Annotated in this window: 28 protein-coding genes; 5 read left to right on the plus strand and 23 right to left on the minus strand. The window is 71.4% G+C overall.

The annotated features are described in order from the left end of the window. The 4 genes from ACIG0D_RS01685 to ACIG0D_RS01700 form a co-directional block, all read right to left on the minus strand. A complete protein-coding gene (locus ACIG0D_RS01685; RefSeq protein WP_399795606.1) occupies positions 1-486 on the minus strand; it encodes a helix-turn-helix domain-containing protein in 486 nt (161 codons plus the stop codon). 73 nt (positions 487-559) lie between these two features. Beyond that, the gene (locus ACIG0D_RS01690) at positions 560-979 is read right to left on the minus strand and encodes a hypothetical protein (RefSeq protein WP_399795607.1); all 420 of its coding nucleotides are present in this window, start codon (positions 977-979) and stop codon (positions 560-562) included. Positions 980-1,104: 125 nt separating this feature from the next. Beyond that, complete coding sequence (locus tag ACIG0D_RS01695; RefSeq protein WP_399795608.1) at positions 1,105-1,695, minus strand: hypothetical protein; 591 nt, start codon at positions 1,693-1,695, stop codon at positions 1,105-1,107. Positions 1,696-1,898: 203 nt separating this feature from the next. Further along, positions 1,899-2,351: a hypothetical protein gene (locus ACIG0D_RS01700; protein ID WP_399795609.1), complete on the minus strand. Its 453-nt coding sequence runs from the start codon at positions 2,349-2,351 to the stop codon at positions 1,899-1,901. A gap of 360 nt (positions 2,352-2,711) precedes the next feature. On the opposite strand from ACIG0D_RS01700, the gene ACIG0D_RS01705 reads away from it, so the two are divergent. Beyond that, entirely contained in the window at positions 2,712-2,834 is a 123-nt protein-coding gene (locus tag ACIG0D_RS01705) for a hypothetical protein (RefSeq protein ID WP_399795610.1), read from the plus strand. Positions 2,835-3,120: 286 nt separating this feature from the next. Here the strand turns inward: ACIG0D_RS01705 and ACIG0D_RS01710 are convergent, their stop codons facing one another. The 6 genes from ACIG0D_RS01710 to ACIG0D_RS01735 all read right to left on the minus strand — a co-directional run bounded on the left by ACIG0D_RS01710 (position 3,121) and on the right by ACIG0D_RS01735 (position 6,232). Continuing rightward, positions 3,121-3,270 carry a hypothetical protein gene (locus tag ACIG0D_RS01710; protein ID WP_399795611.1) on the minus strand — a complete coding sequence of 50 codons (150 nt, stop codon included), beginning with the start codon at positions 3,268-3,270 and terminating at the stop codon, positions 3,121-3,123. A 134-nt stretch (positions 3,271-3,404) separates the two neighbouring features. Continuing rightward, the gene (locus ACIG0D_RS01715; RefSeq protein WP_399795612.1) at positions 3,405-3,995 is read right to left on the minus strand and encodes a hypothetical protein; all 591 of its coding nucleotides are present in this window, start codon (positions 3,993-3,995) and stop codon (positions 3,405-3,407) included. Then, a complete protein-coding gene (locus ACIG0D_RS01720) occupies positions 3,992-4,504 on the minus strand; it encodes a hypothetical protein (RefSeq protein WP_399795613.1) in 513 nt (170 codons plus the stop codon). Before ACIG0D_RS01720 ends, ACIG0D_RS01715 begins: the two co-directional genes overlap by 4 nt. Continuing rightward, positions 4,501-5,151 (minus strand): hypothetical protein, encoded by a 651-nt coding sequence (locus tag ACIG0D_RS01725; RefSeq protein WP_399795614.1) that lies wholly within the window; start codon positions 5,149-5,151, stop codon positions 4,501-4,503. Before ACIG0D_RS01725 ends, ACIG0D_RS01720 begins: the two co-directional genes overlap by 4 nt. Beyond that, the gene (locus ACIG0D_RS01730; RefSeq protein ID WP_399795615.1) at positions 5,151-6,005 is read right to left on the minus strand and encodes a protein transporter Sec31; all 855 of its coding nucleotides are present in this window, start codon (positions 6,003-6,005) and stop codon (positions 5,151-5,153) included. Before ACIG0D_RS01730 ends, ACIG0D_RS01725 begins: the two co-directional genes overlap by 1 nt. A 65-nt stretch (positions 6,006-6,070) precedes the next feature. Further along, on the minus strand, positions 6,071-6,232 hold the full coding sequence (locus tag ACIG0D_RS01735; protein ID WP_399795616.1) for a hypothetical protein: 162 nt from the start codon (positions 6,230-6,232) through the stop codon (positions 6,071-6,073). A 167-nt stretch (positions 6,233-6,399) separates the two neighbouring features. On the opposite strand from ACIG0D_RS01735, the gene ACIG0D_RS01740 reads away from it, so the two are divergent. Together ACIG0D_RS01740 and ACIG0D_RS01745 are read left to right on the plus strand one after the other, a co-directional pair. Beyond that, positions 6,400-6,702, plus strand: a complete 303-nt coding sequence (locus tag ACIG0D_RS01740; protein WP_399795617.1) for a helix-turn-helix domain-containing protein — start codon at positions 6,400-6,402, stop codon at positions 6,700-6,702. 352 nt (positions 6,703-7,054) lie between these two features. Next, entirely contained in the window at positions 7,055-7,336 is a 282-nt protein-coding gene (locus tag ACIG0D_RS01745) for a hypothetical protein (protein ID WP_399795618.1), read from the plus strand. Here the strand turns inward: ACIG0D_RS01745 and ACIG0D_RS01750 are convergent. Continuing rightward, positions 7,333-7,509, minus strand: coding sequence for a hypothetical protein (locus ACIG0D_RS01750; protein WP_399795619.1), 177 nt, complete (start codon positions 7,507-7,509; stop codon positions 7,333-7,335). The two genes, ACIG0D_RS01745 and ACIG0D_RS01750, sit on opposite strands and share 4 nt — an antisense overlap. Before the next feature lie 107 nt (positions 7,510-7,616). On the opposite strand from ACIG0D_RS01750, the gene ACIG0D_RS01755 reads away from it, so the two are divergent. Beyond that, positions 7,617-7,955 (plus strand): DUF6233 domain-containing protein, encoded by a 339-nt coding sequence (locus ACIG0D_RS01755; protein ID WP_399795620.1) that lies wholly within the window; start codon positions 7,617-7,619, stop codon positions 7,953-7,955. A 10-nt stretch (positions 7,956-7,965) separates the two neighbouring features. On the opposite strand, the gene ACIG0D_RS01760 is transcribed toward ACIG0D_RS01755, so the two are convergent. Further along, on the minus strand, positions 7,966-8,952 hold the full coding sequence (locus ACIG0D_RS01760) for an ATP-dependent DNA ligase (RefSeq protein WP_399795621.1): 987 nt from the start codon (positions 8,950-8,952) through the stop codon (positions 7,966-7,968). An 87-nt stretch (positions 8,953-9,039) separates the two neighbouring features. On the opposite strand from ACIG0D_RS01760, the gene ACIG0D_RS01765 reads away from it, so the two are divergent. Then, positions 9,040-9,255, plus strand: coding sequence for a hypothetical protein (locus ACIG0D_RS01765; RefSeq protein ID WP_399795622.1), 216 nt, complete (start codon positions 9,040-9,042; stop codon positions 9,253-9,255). A 16-nt stretch (positions 9,256-9,271) separates the two neighbouring features. Here the strand turns inward: ACIG0D_RS01765 and ACIG0D_RS01770 are convergent, their stop codons facing one another. The 11 genes from ACIG0D_RS01770 to ACIG0D_RS01820 all read right to left on the minus strand — a co-directional run bounded on the left by ACIG0D_RS01770 (position 9,272) and on the right by ACIG0D_RS01820 (position 16,680). Then, a complete protein-coding gene (locus ACIG0D_RS01770) occupies positions 9,272-9,889 on the minus strand; it encodes a hypothetical protein (RefSeq protein ID WP_399795623.1) in 618 nt (205 codons plus the stop codon). A 607-nt stretch (positions 9,890-10,496) separates the two neighbouring features. Beyond that, positions 10,497-11,255 (minus strand): hypothetical protein, encoded by a 759-nt coding sequence (locus ACIG0D_RS01775; protein WP_399795624.1) that lies wholly within the window; start codon positions 11,253-11,255, stop codon positions 10,497-10,499. A 95-nt stretch (positions 11,256-11,350) separates the two neighbouring features. Beyond that, positions 11,351-11,575 carry a hypothetical protein gene (locus ACIG0D_RS01780; RefSeq protein ID WP_399795625.1) on the minus strand — a complete coding sequence of 75 codons (225 nt, stop codon included), beginning with the start codon at positions 11,573-11,575 and terminating at the stop codon, positions 11,351-11,353. Next, positions 11,572-12,111: a hypothetical protein gene (locus ACIG0D_RS01785; RefSeq protein ID WP_399795626.1), complete on the minus strand. Its 540-nt coding sequence runs from the start codon at positions 12,109-12,111 to the stop codon at positions 11,572-11,574. Before ACIG0D_RS01785 ends, ACIG0D_RS01780 begins: the two co-directional genes overlap by 4 nt. A gap of 2 nt (positions 12,112-12,113) precedes the next feature. Then, positions 12,114-12,584, minus strand: a complete 471-nt coding sequence (locus ACIG0D_RS01790; protein ID WP_399795627.1) for a hypothetical protein — start codon at positions 12,582-12,584, stop codon at positions 12,114-12,116. Between the two features lie 344 nt (positions 12,585-12,928). Beyond that, positions 12,929-13,156 carry a hypothetical protein gene (locus ACIG0D_RS01795; protein WP_399795628.1) on the minus strand — a complete coding sequence of 76 codons (228 nt, stop codon included), beginning with the start codon at positions 13,154-13,156 and terminating at the stop codon, positions 12,929-12,931. Beyond that, the gene (locus ACIG0D_RS01800) at positions 13,153-13,701 is read right to left on the minus strand and encodes a hypothetical protein (protein ID WP_399795629.1); all 549 of its coding nucleotides are present in this window, start codon (positions 13,699-13,701) and stop codon (positions 13,153-13,155) included. The genes ACIG0D_RS01795 and ACIG0D_RS01800 overlap by 4 nt, the downstream gene beginning before the upstream one ends. 74 nt (positions 13,702-13,775) lie before the next feature. Continuing rightward, positions 13,776-13,946, minus strand: coding sequence for a hypothetical protein (locus ACIG0D_RS01805; protein ID WP_399795630.1), 171 nt, complete (start codon positions 13,944-13,946; stop codon positions 13,776-13,778). A gap of 5 nt (positions 13,947-13,951) precedes the next feature. Further along, positions 13,952-14,419, minus strand: a complete 468-nt coding sequence (locus ACIG0D_RS01810) for a hypothetical protein (RefSeq protein ID WP_399795631.1) — start codon at positions 14,417-14,419, stop codon at positions 13,952-13,954. An 84-nt stretch (positions 14,420-14,503) separates the two neighbouring features. Next, the gene (locus tag ACIG0D_RS01815; protein WP_399795632.1) at positions 14,504-14,866 is read right to left on the minus strand and encodes a hypothetical protein; all 363 of its coding nucleotides are present in this window, start codon (positions 14,864-14,866) and stop codon (positions 14,504-14,506) included. Next, a complete protein-coding gene (locus tag ACIG0D_RS01820; RefSeq protein WP_399795633.1) occupies positions 14,863-16,680 on the minus strand; it encodes an AAA family ATPase in 1,818 nt (605 codons plus the stop codon). Before ACIG0D_RS01820 ends, ACIG0D_RS01815 begins: the two co-directional genes overlap by 4 nt. Positions 16,681-16,682: the final 2 nt, after the last annotated feature.

Raw genomic sequence — 16,682 nt, forward strand, 5'->3', positions numbered from 1 at the left:
TCACTGCTGGTCCGGCATCATCCCCCTCAGCCAGGCGTCAACCGCGGCGAGCCCCTCCATGTCCGTGTCCGGCGGCGCCAGCTTCAGCGACTTGTCGATCGCGATGCCCGCTGCGGACATGAGCGCCTTCTGCGCGTCGGCCGGCGGCTCGTCGAGCACCTCGGACTCGTACGTGTTGTCCTTGCCGCCGAAGTTGAAGACCCGATACCTCTGCCAGAGCCGTTCGGTGAGCTGCTCGGCGTCGCCCTGGAGGGCCTCGGCGAGGATGACGCGCCGTTCCTCGAGGTCGGCCTTGCGCGCGCGGGTGGCCTCTTCGGTCATGGTCCGGTCGAAGGTCAGTCCCATTTTGGCGGCGTGCACGCTGATCGTGCGGAGACTGCGGCCGATGCGGCGGGAGATCTCGTTCCGCCCGTAGCCCTCGGAGTGGAGGCGGCGGATCTCGTCCAGCTCCTCCTGGGTGACCGGGTTGGTGTTCTGGTTGGCCACGGCCACCTCCTCGCGGACGTGCGAAGGCCCGGCCGGGGAACGGAAGCCGGCCGGGCCAGTCAGTGGGTGTCGGTCAGACCTTGCAGAAGCCGATGCCCTTGAGCGCCTCGTTGATCTGCTTGCCCTGCGCTTCCGTCGTCGTCACGTCCCGGTACGTGAAGCGCTCGGCGGCCCAGTGGTCTAGGCGCTGGCCGTCTCGGTTGATCGCGGCGCACTGGTTCTGCGCGGCGCTGATGGCCTTGTCCTCGTACTTCACGATGTCCGGGTTAGCGGCGGCGAGCGCGCGGAGCAGCTCGGCGCGCTTGGCGCCGGTCGGCTCGGGCGGGATGCCGGCCTCCTTCAGCAGTTTGTCCTTCTGCTGCTGGGTGAGCTCCTGCTTGCTGGCTGACGCCTTGGGCTTCGCGTCAGGCTGCTCGCTGCTGTTGTTGCTGGAGCAGGCGGCGAGTGTGAGCGCGGTGATGGCGACGGCTATGGCGGTGTGGCGGAGTCGCATGTTCCCCCTTGGAACCTCGGTGCTGAGGGGGCATCATGCCGTACCCGGTGTGATCGTTTCCGGGCATGCCAGATCTGCGGCTCAGTGTGAGGCAAGATCGCGCTGAATGCAACCACAGGACAGGTTCAGGGGTCCCCCACCACGCGCGTACGTGGATTCCGGTAGGCGTGTTGGGCCACTTGCAGCACCAACTGTAGTTGCGCTGCCGAGTCCGCGAGCTGACGCGTCTCGTACGCGCTAAGGCCGCGCCCGCCTTGGTCGCGAACGAACAATAGCTCCCGGAGGACTCTCAAAGAACTCTGATGAACAAGACCGGCGCCCACCAGAGTTCGGGCCGCTTGCAGCGTAGTCTCACCCGCTACCGAGGTGTCGACTTCATAGGCGAATCGGCGCACCATATGTTCGAGTCTGTCCACTTTTTGTAGCGCTTGGTCTAGGTCGCTTTCTCCGAAACGCGGAGGATTCGGCTCAAGCCACAGGAGAGCGGGATCGGACGTCTCCAGCGGTAGCTCCTCCTCGCTCTCCGTCACAGCTTCCTCAATGGCCGTCTGAGTCTCGCGTATGGCTGCTTCGATCTCCACGCCCATGAAGTTGGCACGACTGATCCGGCCGGATAGGTCTCGGAGTTGTTGGCGAAAGATGAATAGACCTCCCAGCGTGACTGCGGGCCATGTCAATGCCTTGATGTAGTCGAGGATCAGGCGGGCGATCTCCATGAACGCAATATGCCAGTTGCCGCGCCGTGACGGGTTAACTTTCAAGCACAGGCTTCGCCGCTGGCGGGCGACAAGGCGGGACTGCCGCGCTGCCCGCCTTCCTGTGCCGCCGGGTTGCCATGGCGGCCATCACAGTCTCGCCCGTCCAGCGGTTCAGCCCGTTCGACGTGTCGTCGGGCTCCGGTTACCAGCGCGGGGCGGCGTCAGCAGGCGTCGTACTTCCAGGCGTCGCCCTCCAGCGTCCAGGGCTGCGCCTGCTGGTCGAACTTCGGCAGGCCCTTCACCTTGTACGAGACGCGGGCCAGCTTCCCGGAGACCTCCGCCTGCACGTCGGTCGCCGGGTGGTCGGGACCGTAGTCGGCCTTCGCCTGCTCGACGACGGCGCTGTACGCCTCGGGGCCGATCTTCCCTTGGCAGCGCTCGGACAGCATGCCGTACGCGGTGTCCGCGTCGCCCGCGAAGTACGCCGAGGTGTACACGGCGACAGCGGCCTCCAGGTCGTCGGCCTCGTGTTCGGCCGGCACGGACACGGTGGGCTCGGGGCTCGGGGTGCCGCTGTCGGTGGCGGGCGCGGCGTCTTCGCCGCTCGACGAGCAGGCGGTGAGCGTGAGGAGCGCGGCGGCGAGCGCGGCGACGGTGGTGGTGCGGGTGCGCATGTGTCCCCCCTTGGACGGTGTGGCTGGGGGGCATCATGCCTCACCCGGGGCTGATCGTTTCCGGGCGTGCCAGATCTGCGGCCCAGCGTGGGGCATGATCGCTCAGTCCGCAACTACCACTGCCATCGGCCGGAGTCGTGCTGCTGACACGCGCGCATGTACGGCGCCTAGGGGTCAATCCCCACATCTAGTGGTTGGATTGCGACGCAGGAGCCCAAAGTTGTGGTCCCCGGGCCATCAGGGTGCCTCAACGCCCTTATGCTGATGGCTGCTTCGCCAAGGAGGCCCCTCCGACGCGCTTCACCTAATCCGAGGTGAAGGCCCTAACCCAGGGCTAAGTGGGGCCACTTGGAGGAGCCGATGATTGAACCGGTACAGCCGTGTGCTGAGTGCGAGAAGCGCCGAAGGATACGACAGGCGGTGCTCGACTGGGCGCCCGTGTTCGCGCCGATCATCATCGACGTGGTGCTGACCATCTGGTGATCAGATGGATGGTGGTCCCGGAAGTACGGAAGGGCAGTGAGCCCGACCGATGGCTAGACGGCCGGGCTCACTGACCGAGTGCCACGTGTGAGGGGCCTGGAGCTGGGTGCAACCAGCGAAGGGCCCCTCACACCAGGACACACTGACTTTGCAATCCCACCCTAGTGCACTTCAAGATGCGCTGCTTAGAGGCAAGCGGTATCAGACTGATACCGCCTGCTCGTGGGCCTGCCATGCCAGTCGAAGCCTGAGGGTCCTGGCTGTCCTCTCCACGGCGATCGACGGCCTACCCCTTGCGAGGCTCACCCTGGGGCCTGCCGGGGACGGGCTTCTCCTGCTGCTTGAACCAGCCGCCACGCGACGCCTGGTAGGTCGTCTCGTGGCCTTTCAGCCGGGGGTCGTCGGGCTCGGGTGTCGTCTTCCAGCCGAGTGCCATGATGGCGGTCTCCTGTCTCGCGATCGGGAGGGAACCGGGGCGGCCGCGATGCCTGGCAGCGAGCGGCCGCCCCGGGGTAGATGGCCCGGTAGACGGGCGGTAGATCGAGGTAGACGGCGCGGTAGACGCGCAGGTCAGGCTGCGGTAGACGCGGCGCTGGGCGTCTCCTCGGAAGGGACCGGGGAGGGGTCTTCGAGGTCCCGCCGGCGAACCCCCCAGGTCGGCACGCCGGCCACCTTCACCCCGCGCTCGTGGGGGATGGCCAGCCGCTCCAGTGCAGCGCGCAGATCGCCCACCTTCCGGCCCTCCCACTGCCCCCTCTCCTGGAGGTGGGCGAGGACGGTCCGCAGGTGCACCGCGGGGGTGTCTCCCATCACCTCGAGCAGGAGGGCCAGGACGGCCTCACGGTCGGGTGCCGGGGCAGGCCCCTCGGGGGGCACGTCAGTCTCCTCGGCGGGGGCCCGCCCGGCGCCCCAGGCGGCGATCGTCCACCAGCTGGTGAGGAGCCACATCAGGGTGGGCAGCGCGCGGACGAGCCGGGCGAGGACGTACACGCCGAGGGCGAGCAGCGCGCAGCGGAGCAGCACGCCGAGGATCGCCTTCCAGCCGGTGAGGTCGTCGCGGCGTCCTCGCGCGCACCAGGCGGCGGCGCGCGCGGCGAGGCGGCGGGCGAGCAGGCCGGAGCCGTCGGCGAGGCGCGCGGTCGGGCGGGCGAGGCGGCTCACAGGACCCCCGCCCCCTGGAAGAACGTGACGACGCCGGACCCGGCTGCGTTGAGGGTGCCGGGCAGCCAGGCGAGCGCGCCGGCCACGCCCGCGGTGAGGCAGAAGGTGCTGCCGACGTAGGCGCCGCCGAGGATTCGCCGCTTGTCCTTCTTCCCTGCCTCCTTGTAGGCGAGGACGACCACGAGTACGGCGAGAACGACAACGGCCGCGCCGGTCGAGCCGAGGCCGACGAGCTGCCCGGTGGTCAGGCTCTGGCCGGAGGCGGTGCCGGTGGTGGCTTCGCTGGTGCGCTCGCCGATGCCGTTGCCGACGGTGCCGGAGCGGGAGTGCACCCAGCCGAGGATCCCGCCGGGGCACATGGCCGCGCAGACGCCGGCGGCGTTGCCCTTGCCGAACGCGGCCAGCATCTTCATCTCCCGGTTGCCGCGCCACCAGGGGTAGAGGTTGCAGACCAGGATGATCAGGGCGAGGAGCAGTCCGCCGAGAGTGAGGGTGGAAGTGGGGGTCACAGGTCGACTCCGGTGAGCAGCAGGATCGGGTCCCACCATTGCAGGACGCCGGTGGCGCCGAGGCTGGCGGTGACGAGGAGGAAGCGGGGGACGGCGCGGCCGGTGCGCCGGTCGAGGGCCCAGGCGGCGCCGACGGCGACTCCGGCGATGACGTACGCGGCGCCGATCCCGGCCTCGGTGCGGGCTTGGTGGACGGTGTGGGACCAGATCCCGACGGGGCTCTGGCCTCCCGCCCAGGGGGTGAGGGCGGCGACGAGGGCACCGGCCATTCGCCAGGTGGCCACGCGGTCCCACAGGCGCGCCCACCATGGATCCGGCTCCGGATCGGGGTCCGGCCAGGTCAGCACGACCTCGTGGACGTGGCGGATCTCGATGGGGCGCGGCTCCGGATCGGGCGGAACGGGCAGCGGATCCGGCATGACGGGCGGGGGCGGGGGCGGTGGCGTTCGCCAGGGCGGTGCCTCGCCGGGCTCCGGCGGCCGGGCGGGCAGCGGGGCGCCGGCGGGGATGACGCGGGTGGGCGTGACGGGACGAGGTCGGGGCTCGTGCATGGGTGGCTCCTGGTGGCCGAAGGGGCGGGCGCCGAGGCGGCGGAGGTACTGGCGGGCGCGCAGCTCGTCGCCGTCGCGGGACGGCTGCGCGCCCATCAGCCGGCCAGCCGGATGTACCGCTGGACTGTCTCCGCCTTGGCGTTGGCGTCGGCCACCGTGCGGACGTAGGCGAGGACCCGATCCGGCTCGCGGATCCCAGAGTCCAGGGCGGTCCGGACGGCGTCCTTGATGGTCATCGGCCCGGCGGCGGTCGGATGCGGATCGGGAGCCGGACTGTCCACGGACTGTCCGGACTGGTCCGGATCGGCGGATCCGCTCTCCTCCGCGGCTCCTCCGAGGCTCCGCTGCTCGGCCTCCACGAGGGCCTGGCCGCGCTGGAGTTCACGGCGGAGCGGGATCATGGCGAGCTGCCCGTCGACCGCAGCGCGCCGCTTCGCGTACCACTGCTGGGTGCGCGGATCGAGCGGCCGGGCGTGCACGCGCATGGCCATGGACCAGCCGCCCTTGGCGAGCGCGGACACGACCGCACCGACCGCGCCGATCACCCACGTGTCGGCGATGAGGTAGCCGTGCGCGAAGACCGCGCCCATGGACACGGCGAGTGCCCACCGGCCGGCCCGGCGCGCGACCTGGGCTCGCTCGGGGTCGTAGCGCAGCAGCCACTCCACGCCCATGCACATGATCCAGCTGGCGTCGAAGGCGACCGCGGCGGCGTAGGCGACGACGGCGATGGTGACGGCGGAGAGGAGGTCTCCGATGCTGGCGGTCGTCCAGGCGAGGGAGGCGGTGACGAGGACGATGGCGCCGACGGTGACGGCGGTGCGGACGAGCTGGTCCCAGTCGCGGGGCGGGGCAGGTACTTCGATGGTCTCGCGGTCGAGGACCATCTCGGTGACGCCGTCGACGGTGTGGGGGACGAGGCGGGTCCGCTCGATTCGGCGGGTCTTCACGGTGCAGCTCCAGAGAGGTGGCCAGGCCGTGCTGGGGGATGTACGCAGCCCGGCCGGTCGGTGGGTCAGCGGTGGCGCGCGTCCTGCCGGTCCATCGCGCGGCGGACGTCGGCGCCGGCCGCGTAGTCGCTGGCGCAGGCGGCGACGGTTGCGGGCTCGGTGAGGACGCGACTCGGCTGAGGCGGCTGCGGGCTGGGCTGCGGGTCGGGCGGGTCGGTACGCTCCATGGCGGACCTGCTCCTTCGTAGGGATGTGGGTAGGTCCGGCCCCCGTCCCGGAGCGCCAACTCAGCGGGCCGGGGGCCTTTGTGCACAGACAGCCGTGGGCTGCCTTGCCTCACCGTAGGGGGACCCCCTACGGTGGCGCAAGTGGCCCGCCGAACGAGAGGGGCCGTGTGAGCGAGGGGGCGCAGCGGGTGTTCGACGCGATCGACGCACTCGGGCAGATCGCTGACCCGACCGAGCGGGCGCGCCAGGTCGGCGCGGTGCTGAAGAACCTGCCGGACCGGAACAAGCAGCTGAAGGAGCTGCGGCAGGCGGCCGTGCTGGAGATGCTCGACCGGGAAGGGGCGACGTACCGGTCGGTCGCGGCCGAGCTCGGCGTCCACTTCACCACCGTGCAGGCGATCGTGAAGGGCCACTCCAGCTCTGGCACGGTGCGCCCAAAGAAGAGGCAGGAGGGGGACGATGCGAAGTAGGGAACTGCCGTACGCGGAAGCTCTAGGACGCGGAGCCGCTGAGGCCGCGGCCTGGATGCAGGAGTGTTGGGCCGACGAGGGAGTGGACCGCTCGGGGGAGCCCGCCGTTCTGGTGCGCGCCAGTGCACCCGGCGATCGAGACGCCTTCCATGACGAACGGTGCGGGCTGATCACCGGCGACGGGCGGCACCTTGAGGAGGCGAGCTGGATGCTGCTCGGTGACGCCCGCGAGGCTGGCTACCGGCCTTGTCTGCGCTGTGGCACGCCGTTCTCTTAGGGTGTGCGCTCCATGGCCCCTGCCTCGCGGGTCGAGGTGGGGGCTTCGTCATGCCCGGGCGTACGATCCCTGCACGTGGCACACACTTTCGATGATCTCGTGAACATGCAGCGCACAGCCGACGAGCAGCACGCCCGAGTGCGGCAGCTGCAGGACGAGTACGGGGCGCCCGCACAGCAGGAGTGGACCGCCGAGCAGACCCAGGCGTGGAACGACGCCTGGACGAGCTGGCGAGACGCCGCGGACGCCGTGCAGGCCGCGGTCACCGAGCATGCGCAGGAGCAGGGCGCGGCGCGGCACCAGGTCGAGGCGGATGTGAAGAAGGCCGCGCGGCACCCGGAACCGGACGGGGCCTAGCGGTCCTGGCGGGTCGACAGCCGGTACTCGCCCACCCAGGGCGGATCGACGGTGGTCTCGGCCGTCGGCTCGGGGGGCCGGGGCCGGGCTTCCGCCCAGGGCTCTACGGGCCCCCAGTGGCGGTCGATCTGCCGGCGGGCGCGCTCGATGTGCGGGTACGGGCGGTGGGCCATGGCGGACAGAATGGCAGACGATCGCGAGGCGGCCGAGCCCGCGTCAACGCGACGACCGGCCTCCCTCGAGGGTGGCACGGCATCCCACCGCGCCTAGAATCGAACACGTGACCGATCCTGTTCCGCCGCGCCTCGCCACGCTCCGCTTCCTGGAGCGGGTGCAGCTGCGCGATCTGGAGCGGACCCGTCGGTGGATCGCCGACGAGGAGCGGCGGGAGGCGGAGCGGCAGCGCGGCGCCGCCCGGCCGGCGCCTCCCGACTGGCTGCTGGAGCTAGGCCTGAACAAGGACTCCCCGCCCGTGCAGGTCCACGTCGGCGACTGCTGGAACGCCGGGAAACGGACGCGCGGCATCGGCCGGGACGACGCTCTGCGGGCGCTCGCCGACGGCGTGAAGGCCTGCTCGGCCTGCCGGCCCGACAGCGAGCTGGGGTTCACCGACGGCTGACGCCCCGGGCTCACGCCTCGTACCGGGGTGCCTGCTCGGGGGTCATGTCGTCGCGGCCCCGGAGGTAGCGCACAGGGTGCCGGTAGCGGCCTTCGTCGACCGCGGTGTCGGCGGCGATCTCCACCACCAGGTCCGGCTCGACGGGACGGTGGTCGAGGGTCTCGTGGCTGCCCCAACCGACGGAGAAGCGCCGCCCCTGCCACGGGTGGTCCGGCGCGCCGGGCCGGAGGTGCTGGCCGAGATCCTGCCGCGCGGTGCGGGCGAGGGGCCCGGTGCGGGCCACGTAGTGCAGGCGGCCGGTGTGGTCGTAGCGGCCGAGGAGCAGCGTGGACGGCATGGTGACGGGGCCGGTGACGGCCGCGACGACGGCCTCGGTGGTTGCCCTGGTGCGGACCTTGATCCAGCCGCGGCGGCCGGGCTGGTAGGTCTGGGCGAGGCCCTTGACGACGACGCCCTCGATGCCGGCCGCGCCCCACGCCGGATCGAGCCAGGCCTCGGCGGTCGCCCGGTCGGTCGTCGCCGGGCAGAGCACGAACGGCGGCGCGAGCACACCGTCGGCGAAGAGCGACTCCAGCCGGGCCCGCCGCTCCCGATACGGCTGGTCGAGCAGCGGCCCGTCGGCGGTCTCCAGCAGGTCGAAGACGATGAGGTTCGCCGGCCTCTCCGCCGCGGCTTGGCGGGCGCCCGTCCCGCGGCGCCGCGCCCGATGCTGCAGCTCCCCGAAGTGCAGCCGTCCGTCGTGCGCGACGACGAGCTCGCCGTCGAGGACGAGCGGCCCGCCCAGGACCCGGCCGGCGGCGGCGATCTCGGGGAACGCGCCGGTGAGGTCGGCGCCGTTCCGGGACTGCAGGTGCGCGTGGTCGGACCCGGCGAAGAGGAGCGCCCGGTAGCCGTCCGGCTTCTGCTCGAAGGCCAGCCCGCCCGGCAGCGCGGCGTCCCGAGGCAGGGCGGGCCGGGCGTCGGCGAGCATCGGCTGCAGGGGCGGGGAAAGGGCCACAAGGTCAGGTGTATGCCGTCTGCGGGTGGGCCGCCTGTTGGGGGCTGCCGGCGTGCGGGCGGTGTCGCGCGCCGTCACTCTGGTGGCATGGCCAGCGCGAAGCCTGTCGTGATCTACCCGCCCGATGAGGAGGGCGGTCGGCGTGTACGGATCGACAGCCAGGTCGCGGGCCGGGCGTACTCGGTGCGGGACGTCGTCGCGTTCTGCCAGGAGGCTGGGCTTCAGGGTTGGGACGAGATGGACGTGGTCCGCAGCGCGTTGATCGAGTGGCGCGGCGGCGGGCCGGACGTCTGGACGCGCTGACAGCTGCCGGCGCCCGTCAGGAACCGTCGGCCGAGACGTCCTCCCGATGCCCGTACGTGTCCAACGACCAGCGAACACCGTCGTCATCAGTGAAGTACAGGATCGGGCGGTTACCGTCCAAGGTCGCCTCAGACAGGCGCGGAGATAGAAACCAAGCACCCCTGCGCGCTCCGAGCAGAGGCAGAGGGTGGGGCCACCGCTCGCCGCGGCGTCTGCTCTCTATGTAATGGTCCAAGTTCTCATATACGTCAGCCGCAAGGTACGCGGTGCCGAACCGAACTTGGACGTCAGTGATTGACGCGTCCGAGCTGTTCCTTATCTGCACTAGCCAGTGGTCATGTCCTACTCGACCACCAGCCCCGTCATCTTCCCCGCCGGATTTTCGGGCGGACATGTACACCTGCTTGGCCTGAGCTGATCGACGTTCCTCGGCAGCCGCTCGAAGCTCTGCGCGCTCCAGTTCCAGGTTCTGCCGCTGCTCGCTCATGAACCGGGTCTGCTCGGCGATGAACGCCTGCTGTTCGCCGATCTGCTGCCGCTGGCTGGTGATCGTCTGGAACGCGAACCAGGCCGCGCCCATGGCACCAGCCGCGCCGATCCAAGTGGGCACGTCCCCCCAGTCCGCCATGCTCATGTACGCCCCTCCCGCGAGCTACTTCTCGACTCATACGCTCGTAGCACTTGATCCCTGAGATGCAGACGAGCGGCGCCCACAGTAGTGCGAGCGCCGCCCGGCCTGTAGCTGATCAGACAGGCGGGGCGGTCCAGGCGTATGGCCCGCCCTGCTTAGTCAGTGCAGTGACCGCCCCCGGCGGCGGGTCTCCTGTCGGATCCGCACCGCCTCGGTTGCTGCCCGCGACGCCACCCTGCGCTGTTCTGGCGTGAGGTGAGTGGGCAGCGGCAGAGGCGTACCGTCCGGAGCCAGCAGTAGGTCGGCCTTACGGGGAAGCGGGTTTTGATCGGCGGCGGCATAGCTGTCCGGCCACGAGACGGTGTGTCCACTCGGCGGACAGACTCGGTCGGCGAACGCGGTGGCGAGCAGATGGTGGATGGGCTCGCCCCCGAGGTCGGTCTCGTGAGGCTCGGGCAGGTGCCGGCTGATCCACTTTGCGGCGCTGATGCGGCGGGGCGGAAGCATGAGTCCTCCAGGACTTTCGTGTGTAGCCGTTCCCCGGCTGCTTTGGGCCCCGCGCCTGCAGTCATTGTGCAGCACCGCACTGACACCGTTCCCCGCGCTACGGTCACGCGGCTGCGACACCGCCCTCTGTCCAGATCCGCCCGCAGCCGGTGCAGTGCGCGACCGGCACCCGGCCCTCACCGCCGTGCACGTCGATCGCGCCGCCGCACGCGCACCGCTGCTCCAGCGTCCGGCGCTGCGCCGCGATGTCCAGCGCGCGCTCGACCCGCTCGGCGGCGCCGGCCGCGACGTTCCCGATGCGCTGCTCCTCGACGTCGGTGATCGGGCGGCACGGGCCGGGCGCGCGCTCGATCCGCGCAAGGAGCCACAGCGCGGCGTGCGGGGCGGTCCGGCGGCCGGTGTACCGCCAGCGGCGCGGGTCAACGAGGTCGGCGTGCGCCAGCTGCTGCCTGCGGCGCCGGTCGGCGGCGGCGATGTCGGCCTCGCGCTGGGTGGCGTACGGGGCGACGACGGTACGGCGCGCGGCCGGCGGGGCGATCGGTGCGCGCTGCGCGGCGGCGGCGATGTCGTCGGCGCAGTGGACGAGGGCGGCCTCAACGATGCGCATGGTGTCGAGGATGTGGAGGCGGACCGGGACCGGGCGGTCACCGAGCTGAATCGGGTCGCGCTCCAACGACCGGAGGTAGGCGGCCTGGTGGCGCTCGTACTCCAGCTGCTCGGCGTCGGCGGCGTCGAGGCGGGCGAGGTAGCCGCGGAGGCCGAGGCCGAAGGCGCCGATCTGGGTGGGTTGGCCGGCGGCTTCGTGGAGGTCGGTCCAGTGGAGGGCGATGGTGCGGAGGTGGGTGGCGGCGGTGGTGGTCATCGTGCGCTCCGTGGGGCGTGTGGGCGGTACGGTGGGTCCACCGGATGGGGCGTGCCTGGCCTGGCAGGGTCGGAGGGCGCGCCCCTTCGTCATGCTCAGCCGCGCGGCGGCGGGAGGATCCGGCTCGGGGACCGTGAGGTACGGCGTACCGCGCGACGGAGTTCGGCTTGGATGGCCCGCTTCATGGACTCGCTGAGCCGCTGCATCGCGGCACTGTCGGTCGGAGCGTCGGGCTGCTCCTGGTGCAACTCGACGTTGGTGATGCCGGGCACCTCGTGCCACTCGCCGTCGTCGCCGAGGATCTCCAGCCGGGCTGTCATCGGTTCCTCGCGATCACGCAGCGCCCACGCTCGGTGTGCATCTCCGAGCAGGCCGGGCCGCAGCGCTGCGCCAGCTCGGCCGCCGTCGCGGCGATGTGGGCGTACTTCTCCTCGGTGGTGTGGCCGTCCCAGAGGGCACGCAGGTCCAGCGCGCCAACCCGCTCGACGTGCTCGAACAGGTCGGCGTCCCGCGGGGCGATGTGCCAGGAGCACTGACGGCCGCCGATGGTGAGGTAGACGATCTGCCAGCCGGGCTCCTCGACGTCGGGGGCGTAGGTGATGACGGCGTCGTCGGTCATGGCGGCGAGGAGGGCGACGAGGTGGGCGCGTTCGCGGTAGGCGCCGTCCCGCTCCTTCTCGGCGGCCTCGGCGCGGAGCCGTACGTCCTCAACGTCCTCGACGACTCCGCGGATCGGGCCGAGGTCGCTGCGGCCGGTGGCGGCTGCGTGCATGTCGGCGATGGTCTTGCAGGCGTTGAGGTAGTCCCGCTTGTAGTGCTCGGCGTCGGCGGCGAGTTCGGTGGTGGTCTGGTCCATGGTCACTGCTCCTTGGGCTGGTCGGCGGACGGGAGGATCGCGTTGCGCAGCTCGGCGAGGCGGGCGTCCCACCAGCGGGACACCGGCGTGCCGAGCGTCGGGGGCCCGGCCTTCACCCAGCGCTCGTACAGGTCGATGACGCGCGCGGTCTTCTCGGGTTCGGTCGCTTCGGTCGCTGCCGGGCTGGTCACCGACTCGTACGTCTCGGCGAGGACGTCCTCAGCGATCGGATAGAACTCGCCCTTCACGCCGCGCACGATGTGCTGCCCGGTGTAGACGAGGACCCACGTGGAGTGCAGCTTGTCGTAGACGGTGGCGGTCGCCTCCGGGTCGTCGGAGTTCTCGCGGTCGGCGTCGTCGAGGGCGTAGAAGTTCTGCGCGCCGGTGAAGGCCTGCACGGCGGTCTCGTTGTCGCCGGTCCATTGGATGGTGTCGACCTCGACGGGGCGCTTGCGGTAGCGGGTGACGGTCACTTCTTCCTCCGTGCTGCGCGCGCGAGTGCGCGGCGGGTGGCTCGGTTCGGGCGGGCTGGGGTCATAGGTAGCTCCCGGTGACGGCGACGGGTCGGATGCGGCGGATCTGGTCGCGGGTGAGCTGTCCGCGGAGGTCTGCGTCGCTGGCGTGGGGTCGGGTGCGGAGGCAGCGGCAGGTGCCGGTGCGGGAGAGGAAGTGCCCGCGGGGGCAGCGGGGGCGGCGGGCCATCAGCGGTCCTTTCTGCGGGCGAGGGGGCGGAGGGCGCGCCCGGCCCGGCCGAGGCCGAGCAGGGCGGCGGAGATGAACGGGGCGAGGACGATGCCGATGCCGAGCGCGCGGCCGATCATGCGGCTTCCTCGTAGTCGGGCCGGGTGCGGCGGGCGATGCGTTCGGCGCCGCGCCGGCCGCGGGCCCAGGCGGGGCGGGCGGTGCGCCAGGCGAGGCGTACGGCCCAGGCGCCGACGGCGGTTCCGGCGAGGAGGACGATGGCGGTCACGGCGGCGAGGACGGTGAGCCAGGCGAGGGCGGCCCAGCCGAGGGTGATGAGGGTGTCGATGGCTTCGGCGATCACTGCGGCAGCTCCTCGACGGGCGCCTGGAAGCTGCCGCAGACGCAGAGGGCTACCGTGCAGCCGACGTCGTTGCGGTGCCAGCTCAGCGTGTGGCGGCAGGCGTCGCACGGGGTAGCGAGGTACGCCGTCATGGGCGTGACGGGCTTGGCCTCGGTGGCGGGCTGCGCCTCGTCGGCCATGCGGCGCAGCTTCATCTCCGCGTCGATGAGCGCGCGCTGCTCCAGCGCCGTGGGGTACGCCGGGTTCAATCCGCCCTCGACGAACTCACGCCGCATGGCGGTGATCGCGTCGGCGGCGTCGCGGAGGACGGCGGCCCGGTGCTCGGCGCGCTCTCGGGCCTTCAGCTCGCGGGCCTTGGCGTCCAGCGCGGCCAGGAACGTGGCCTCAGCATGCGCGGTGGCGGTCCGTTCCGGCTCGGTACTGGCCTTCTCCTGGCCGCGGGCGTCGAGGTAAGCGCGGAATTCGGCGACGGCCTGACGGTCGCCGTCGCTCATCCGGTAGTTCGGGTTGTTGCCGCATGCGGGGCCGGTCGGCTGCTGGGGCATGGTCTGGCTCCTGGTGGGTGTGGTCTGATCTGGGTGGCCGCCCGCGGTTCGAGCGCGGGCGGCCGTCCTGCTGTTCACCGCGCGGCCGGCAGCTCGTCCAGCGCGTCACCAATCCGGTGCGCGAGGCTCAATCGGCGCGCGGCCAGCTCGCCGTCGGTGTCCGCGGTCTGCTCGGCGCCGAGGAGGAGGCAGTCGACGAGGTCGGCGATGTCCTCCGGGCCGAGGCCGGTCAGGTGGAGCGCCATGCCGGTCACTCGCTCGTCTCGGCGGCGGCCCAGGCGTCCACGGCGCGCTTCACCGCGTCGGCCTCGTGCCAGTACGGGGCGTGCCCGTCGGGGATCGGCTCGCCGGCGAGGAGCGCGCGGACCACGGCGACGACCGCGGCCGGGTCGGCGTACCGGCCCAGGGTCGGCAGGAACTCCGGCTCCCGCTCCAGGTGGCCGTTGGCCTTCTGTGGCGCCCACAGCCACTGCTCGGCCGGGTGCTCCCACAGCAGGGCGATGCCGTGCTCGTGCTCCGTGCGGTTCAGCGCCGGGTGGTCGCCGTCCCATTCGAGGACGGCGGTGAGCATGGTGGCGAGTCCGGAGAGGTCGTCGTCGCGGTAGCGGTCCAGCTCGGTGTCCTCGGTCCAGTGCTGGGTGGGTTCGAGGCCGGCGGCGGTGAGGGCGTCGACGACGGCGGTGATGTACGGGTCGTGGGGGAGCTGGCGGGTGGTCATGTTGTCCTCCGTGGGTGGCTGGATTGCGCGCGGGGCTGGCTGTAACCGGATGTGCGCGCGGGGCTGGTTGGTCGGCGGTGCCGGTCAGGCGGTGGGCGGCGCGCAGAGGCGGCAGGGTTTGGCCTTGCGGCAGCCGGGCATGTGCGGCTGCTCGGTCCAGCGGCGGGCCTTGACCGCTCGCGGGTGGACGCCGGACTCGACGAGGTGGTCCCGGGCGAACTCGGCGTCGTCGCGGGAGAACGGGCCGATCTCCTCGACTGCGCCGATGGGGAGGACGAGCAGGCAGCGCAGCTTGCCGCTGCGGTGGAACTGCGCGGCGCTCTTGGCCCACCAGTTGCCCGCAGCTGTGCCGAGGCTGTTGAGGAGGACTCCGTCGACGACGACGCCCCAGAGGTCGGGCGGCGGGGTGGTGGGGAGCGGCAGCGCGAGTTGCTGGGTGGTGGTCATGCGCTGTGCCTTTCGTGGTCGGTGGTGGGGTGTGTGGGGCGGTCGGGGTGGCTGCCGGTGGCGGGGTCGCAGCCGAGGTGGGTGTCGTATCCGCGGTTGGCCCAGTCGGGGTTCATGGGGAGGGCGCAGATGGTGCAGATCGGGCGTTCGTCGTCCCGGGTCCCGGGGTCCCCCTCCGTACCTCCCCCCGCCTTAGAGGCGGGGCGGGGGGAGGGAGGTCGGGGAGGGACGTCCCCCGGGGCTCCCCCGGGATTCGGGGGGAGGTTTGACCTGTGGGTTTGTGTGTTCTCCCCGGGACTCCCCCCTTGATCGTGGGGGAGTTCGCTTTCAAGATCGCGGGGGAGGTTCGGGGGGAGGTCATTTCGGGCATCCCGAACCTCGTCGAAGGAGTCCCTCCGCTTGCGGATCCGGACGGCCTCTTCGACCTTCTCCTTGCGCATCGAGATGCCGTACTCGGCGCACCACTTGATGACCCGGGGGCTGCCCCACTTCAGCGGGACCTGGGCCTTGTCGAGGACCGAGACGAGCCACTCCGGGGTGCCCTTGACCAGCTCGGCGGGCCGGTGGTCGAGGGACTCCAGCACGACCGAGGTGACCGGCCGGCCGTCGGGCTTTGCCTCCCCGTCGAGGGTGATGACCTTCAGCCCGAACTGGAGGTCGGCGCCTTCCTCGTCGTCCTTCTGCTTGCCGACCTTGACGGTGACGATGATGTTCTTGGCGTTGTCGCCCTTCTTCGACACGTGTAGCTCGGACTGGAGGGCGCCTTTTGCGGAGGAGGCTCCGCGGCCGTGTTCGCCGACGTGGCCGGTGTGGTGGATGACGAGGACGCAGGCGCCGGTGGCGCGGCGGAGGTCTTCCATCCGCTCGATGACGACGCCGACTTCGGTGTTGGAGTTCTCCTCGACGCCGACGGAGACCCGGGCCTGGGTGTCGATGACGATCATCTCGGGTGCGAGGCGGCGCATCGCTTCGATGAGGGTGTCCCACTCGGGGCCCATCGCCTGTACGGGGCGTGGGAGGAAGAGGACGTTGTCCATGCGGACGCCGTAGTGCTTCTCCCAGGCGCGGACGCGCTTGCGGATGCCGCGGGCGCCCTCGGCGACGAGGTAGACGACGGTGCCCTGGCGGACGTAGTGGCCGTGCCACTTCATGCCGGTACCGACATGCCCGGCGAGGTCGATCGTGACGAAGCTCTTCATGTGCCCGGACGGTCCGATGATGCGGGCGAGGGAGTCGAGGTGCAGCAGGTCGCCGACGAGGGGTTCGAGGGCGGGCATGTTGTCGAGGGCGGACGCGTCGAGGAGTTCGGCCAGCAGTGCGTCGGCGGGGTCGCCGGAGCGGCCGGCGGCACGTTCCTTCTGCCGCTTGAGGTAGTCGTCGATGAAGGTGACGGCCTGCCCCGGCTCGGCGTCGGGCGAGGTGGCCTGCTGGACGATCAGGCGCCCGAGTTCGGCCTCGGCGCGCAACTCGGCGCGGCGGCGGACCTCGCGGGCGTAGTACTCGGGGTCGCCGCCGTAGTCGCCGAGACGGGCGACGTAGACGACGCCGCCCGCGCGGCGCAGCGCCTGGCGCTTCTCCAGCTCGATGCGCAGGGACATCGGGGTGACGGGTTCGCCCTGGTCGTACAGCTCGCCGAGGACGTCCCAGATGAGTTCGTGTGCGGGGAGGGCGAAGTCGGTGCGGGTGAGGATGCCGCGGATGGCGGGGATCTGCTTGGGCTGGTGGATGCAGCCGCCGAGAACGTACCGCTCAGCTTCGTGCTGGTCGGGGCCGTCGTGGTCCGCCTGGTGCGGGATGTGGCGGACGTTGTCCACGG

Source organism: Streptomyces sp. NPDC052773, from assembly GCF_044547145.1.
Taxonomy (GTDB): Bacteria; Actinomycetota; Actinomycetes; order Streptomycetales; family Streptomycetaceae; genus Streptomyces.

Excerpts from the sequence above, each read along its gene's own strand:
- ACIG0D_RS01690 (WP_399795607.1), bottom strand. The coding sequence starts at position 979 with ATGCGACTCCGCCACACCGCCATAGCCGTCGCCATCACCGCGCTCACA.
- ACIG0D_RS01695 (WP_399795608.1), bottom strand. The coding sequence starts at position 1,695 with ATGGAGATCGCCCGCCTGATCCTCGACTACATCAAGGCATTGACATGG.
- ACIG0D_RS01700 (WP_399795609.1), bottom strand. The coding sequence starts at position 2,351 with ATGCGCACCCGCACCACCACCGTCGCCGCGCTCGCCGCCGCGCTCCTC.
- ACIG0D_RS01705 (WP_399795610.1), top strand. The coding sequence starts at position 2,712 with ATGATTGAACCGGTACAGCCGTGTGCTGAGTGCGAGAAGCGCCGAAGG.
- ACIG0D_RS01710 (WP_399795611.1), bottom strand. The coding sequence starts at position 3,270 with ATGGCACTCGGCTGGAAGACGACACCCGAGCCCGACGACCCCCGGCTG.
- ACIG0D_RS01725 (WP_399795614.1), bottom strand. The coding sequence starts at position 5,151 with ATGGGCGCGCAGCCGTCCCGCGACGGCGACGAGCTGCGCGCCCGCCAG.
- ACIG0D_RS01735 (WP_399795616.1), bottom strand. The coding sequence starts at position 6,232 with ATGGAGCGTACCGACCCGCCCGACCCGCAGCCCAGCCCGCAGCCGCCT.
- ACIG0D_RS01750 (WP_399795619.1), bottom strand. The coding sequence starts at position 7,509 with ATGGCCCACCGCCCGTACCCGCACATCGAGCGCGCCCGCCGGCAGATC.
- ACIG0D_RS01765 (WP_399795622.1), top strand. The coding sequence starts at position 9,040 with ATGGCCAGCGCGAAGCCTGTCGTGATCTACCCGCCCGATGAGGAGGGC.
- ACIG0D_RS01770 (WP_399795623.1), bottom strand. The coding sequence starts at position 9,889 with ATGAGCATGGCGGACTGGGGGGACGTGCCCACTTGGATCGGCGCGGCT.
- ACIG0D_RS01775 (WP_399795624.1), bottom strand. The coding sequence starts at position 11,255 with ATGACCACCACCGCCGCCACCCACCTCCGCACCATCGCCCTCCACTGG.
- ACIG0D_RS01780 (WP_399795625.1), bottom strand. The coding sequence starts at position 11,575 with ATGACAGCCCGGCTGGAGATCCTCGGCGACGACGGCGAGTGGCACGAG.
- ACIG0D_RS01785 (WP_399795626.1), bottom strand. The coding sequence starts at position 12,111 with ATGGACCAGACCACCACCGAACTCGCCGCCGACGCCGAGCACTACAAG.
- ACIG0D_RS01800 (WP_399795629.1), bottom strand. The coding sequence starts at position 13,701 with ATGCCCCAGCAGCCGACCGGCCCCGCATGCGGCAACAACCCGAACTAC.
- ACIG0D_RS01805 (WP_399795630.1), bottom strand. The coding sequence starts at position 13,946 with ATGGCGCTCCACCTGACCGGCCTCGGCCCGGAGGACATCGCCGACCTC.
- ACIG0D_RS01810 (WP_399795631.1), bottom strand. The coding sequence starts at position 14,419 with ATGACCACCCGCCAGCTCCCCCACGACCCGTACATCACCGCCGTCGTC.
- ACIG0D_RS01815 (WP_399795632.1), bottom strand. The coding sequence starts at position 14,866 with ATGACCACCACCCAGCAACTCGCGCTGCCGCTCCCCACCACCCCGCCG.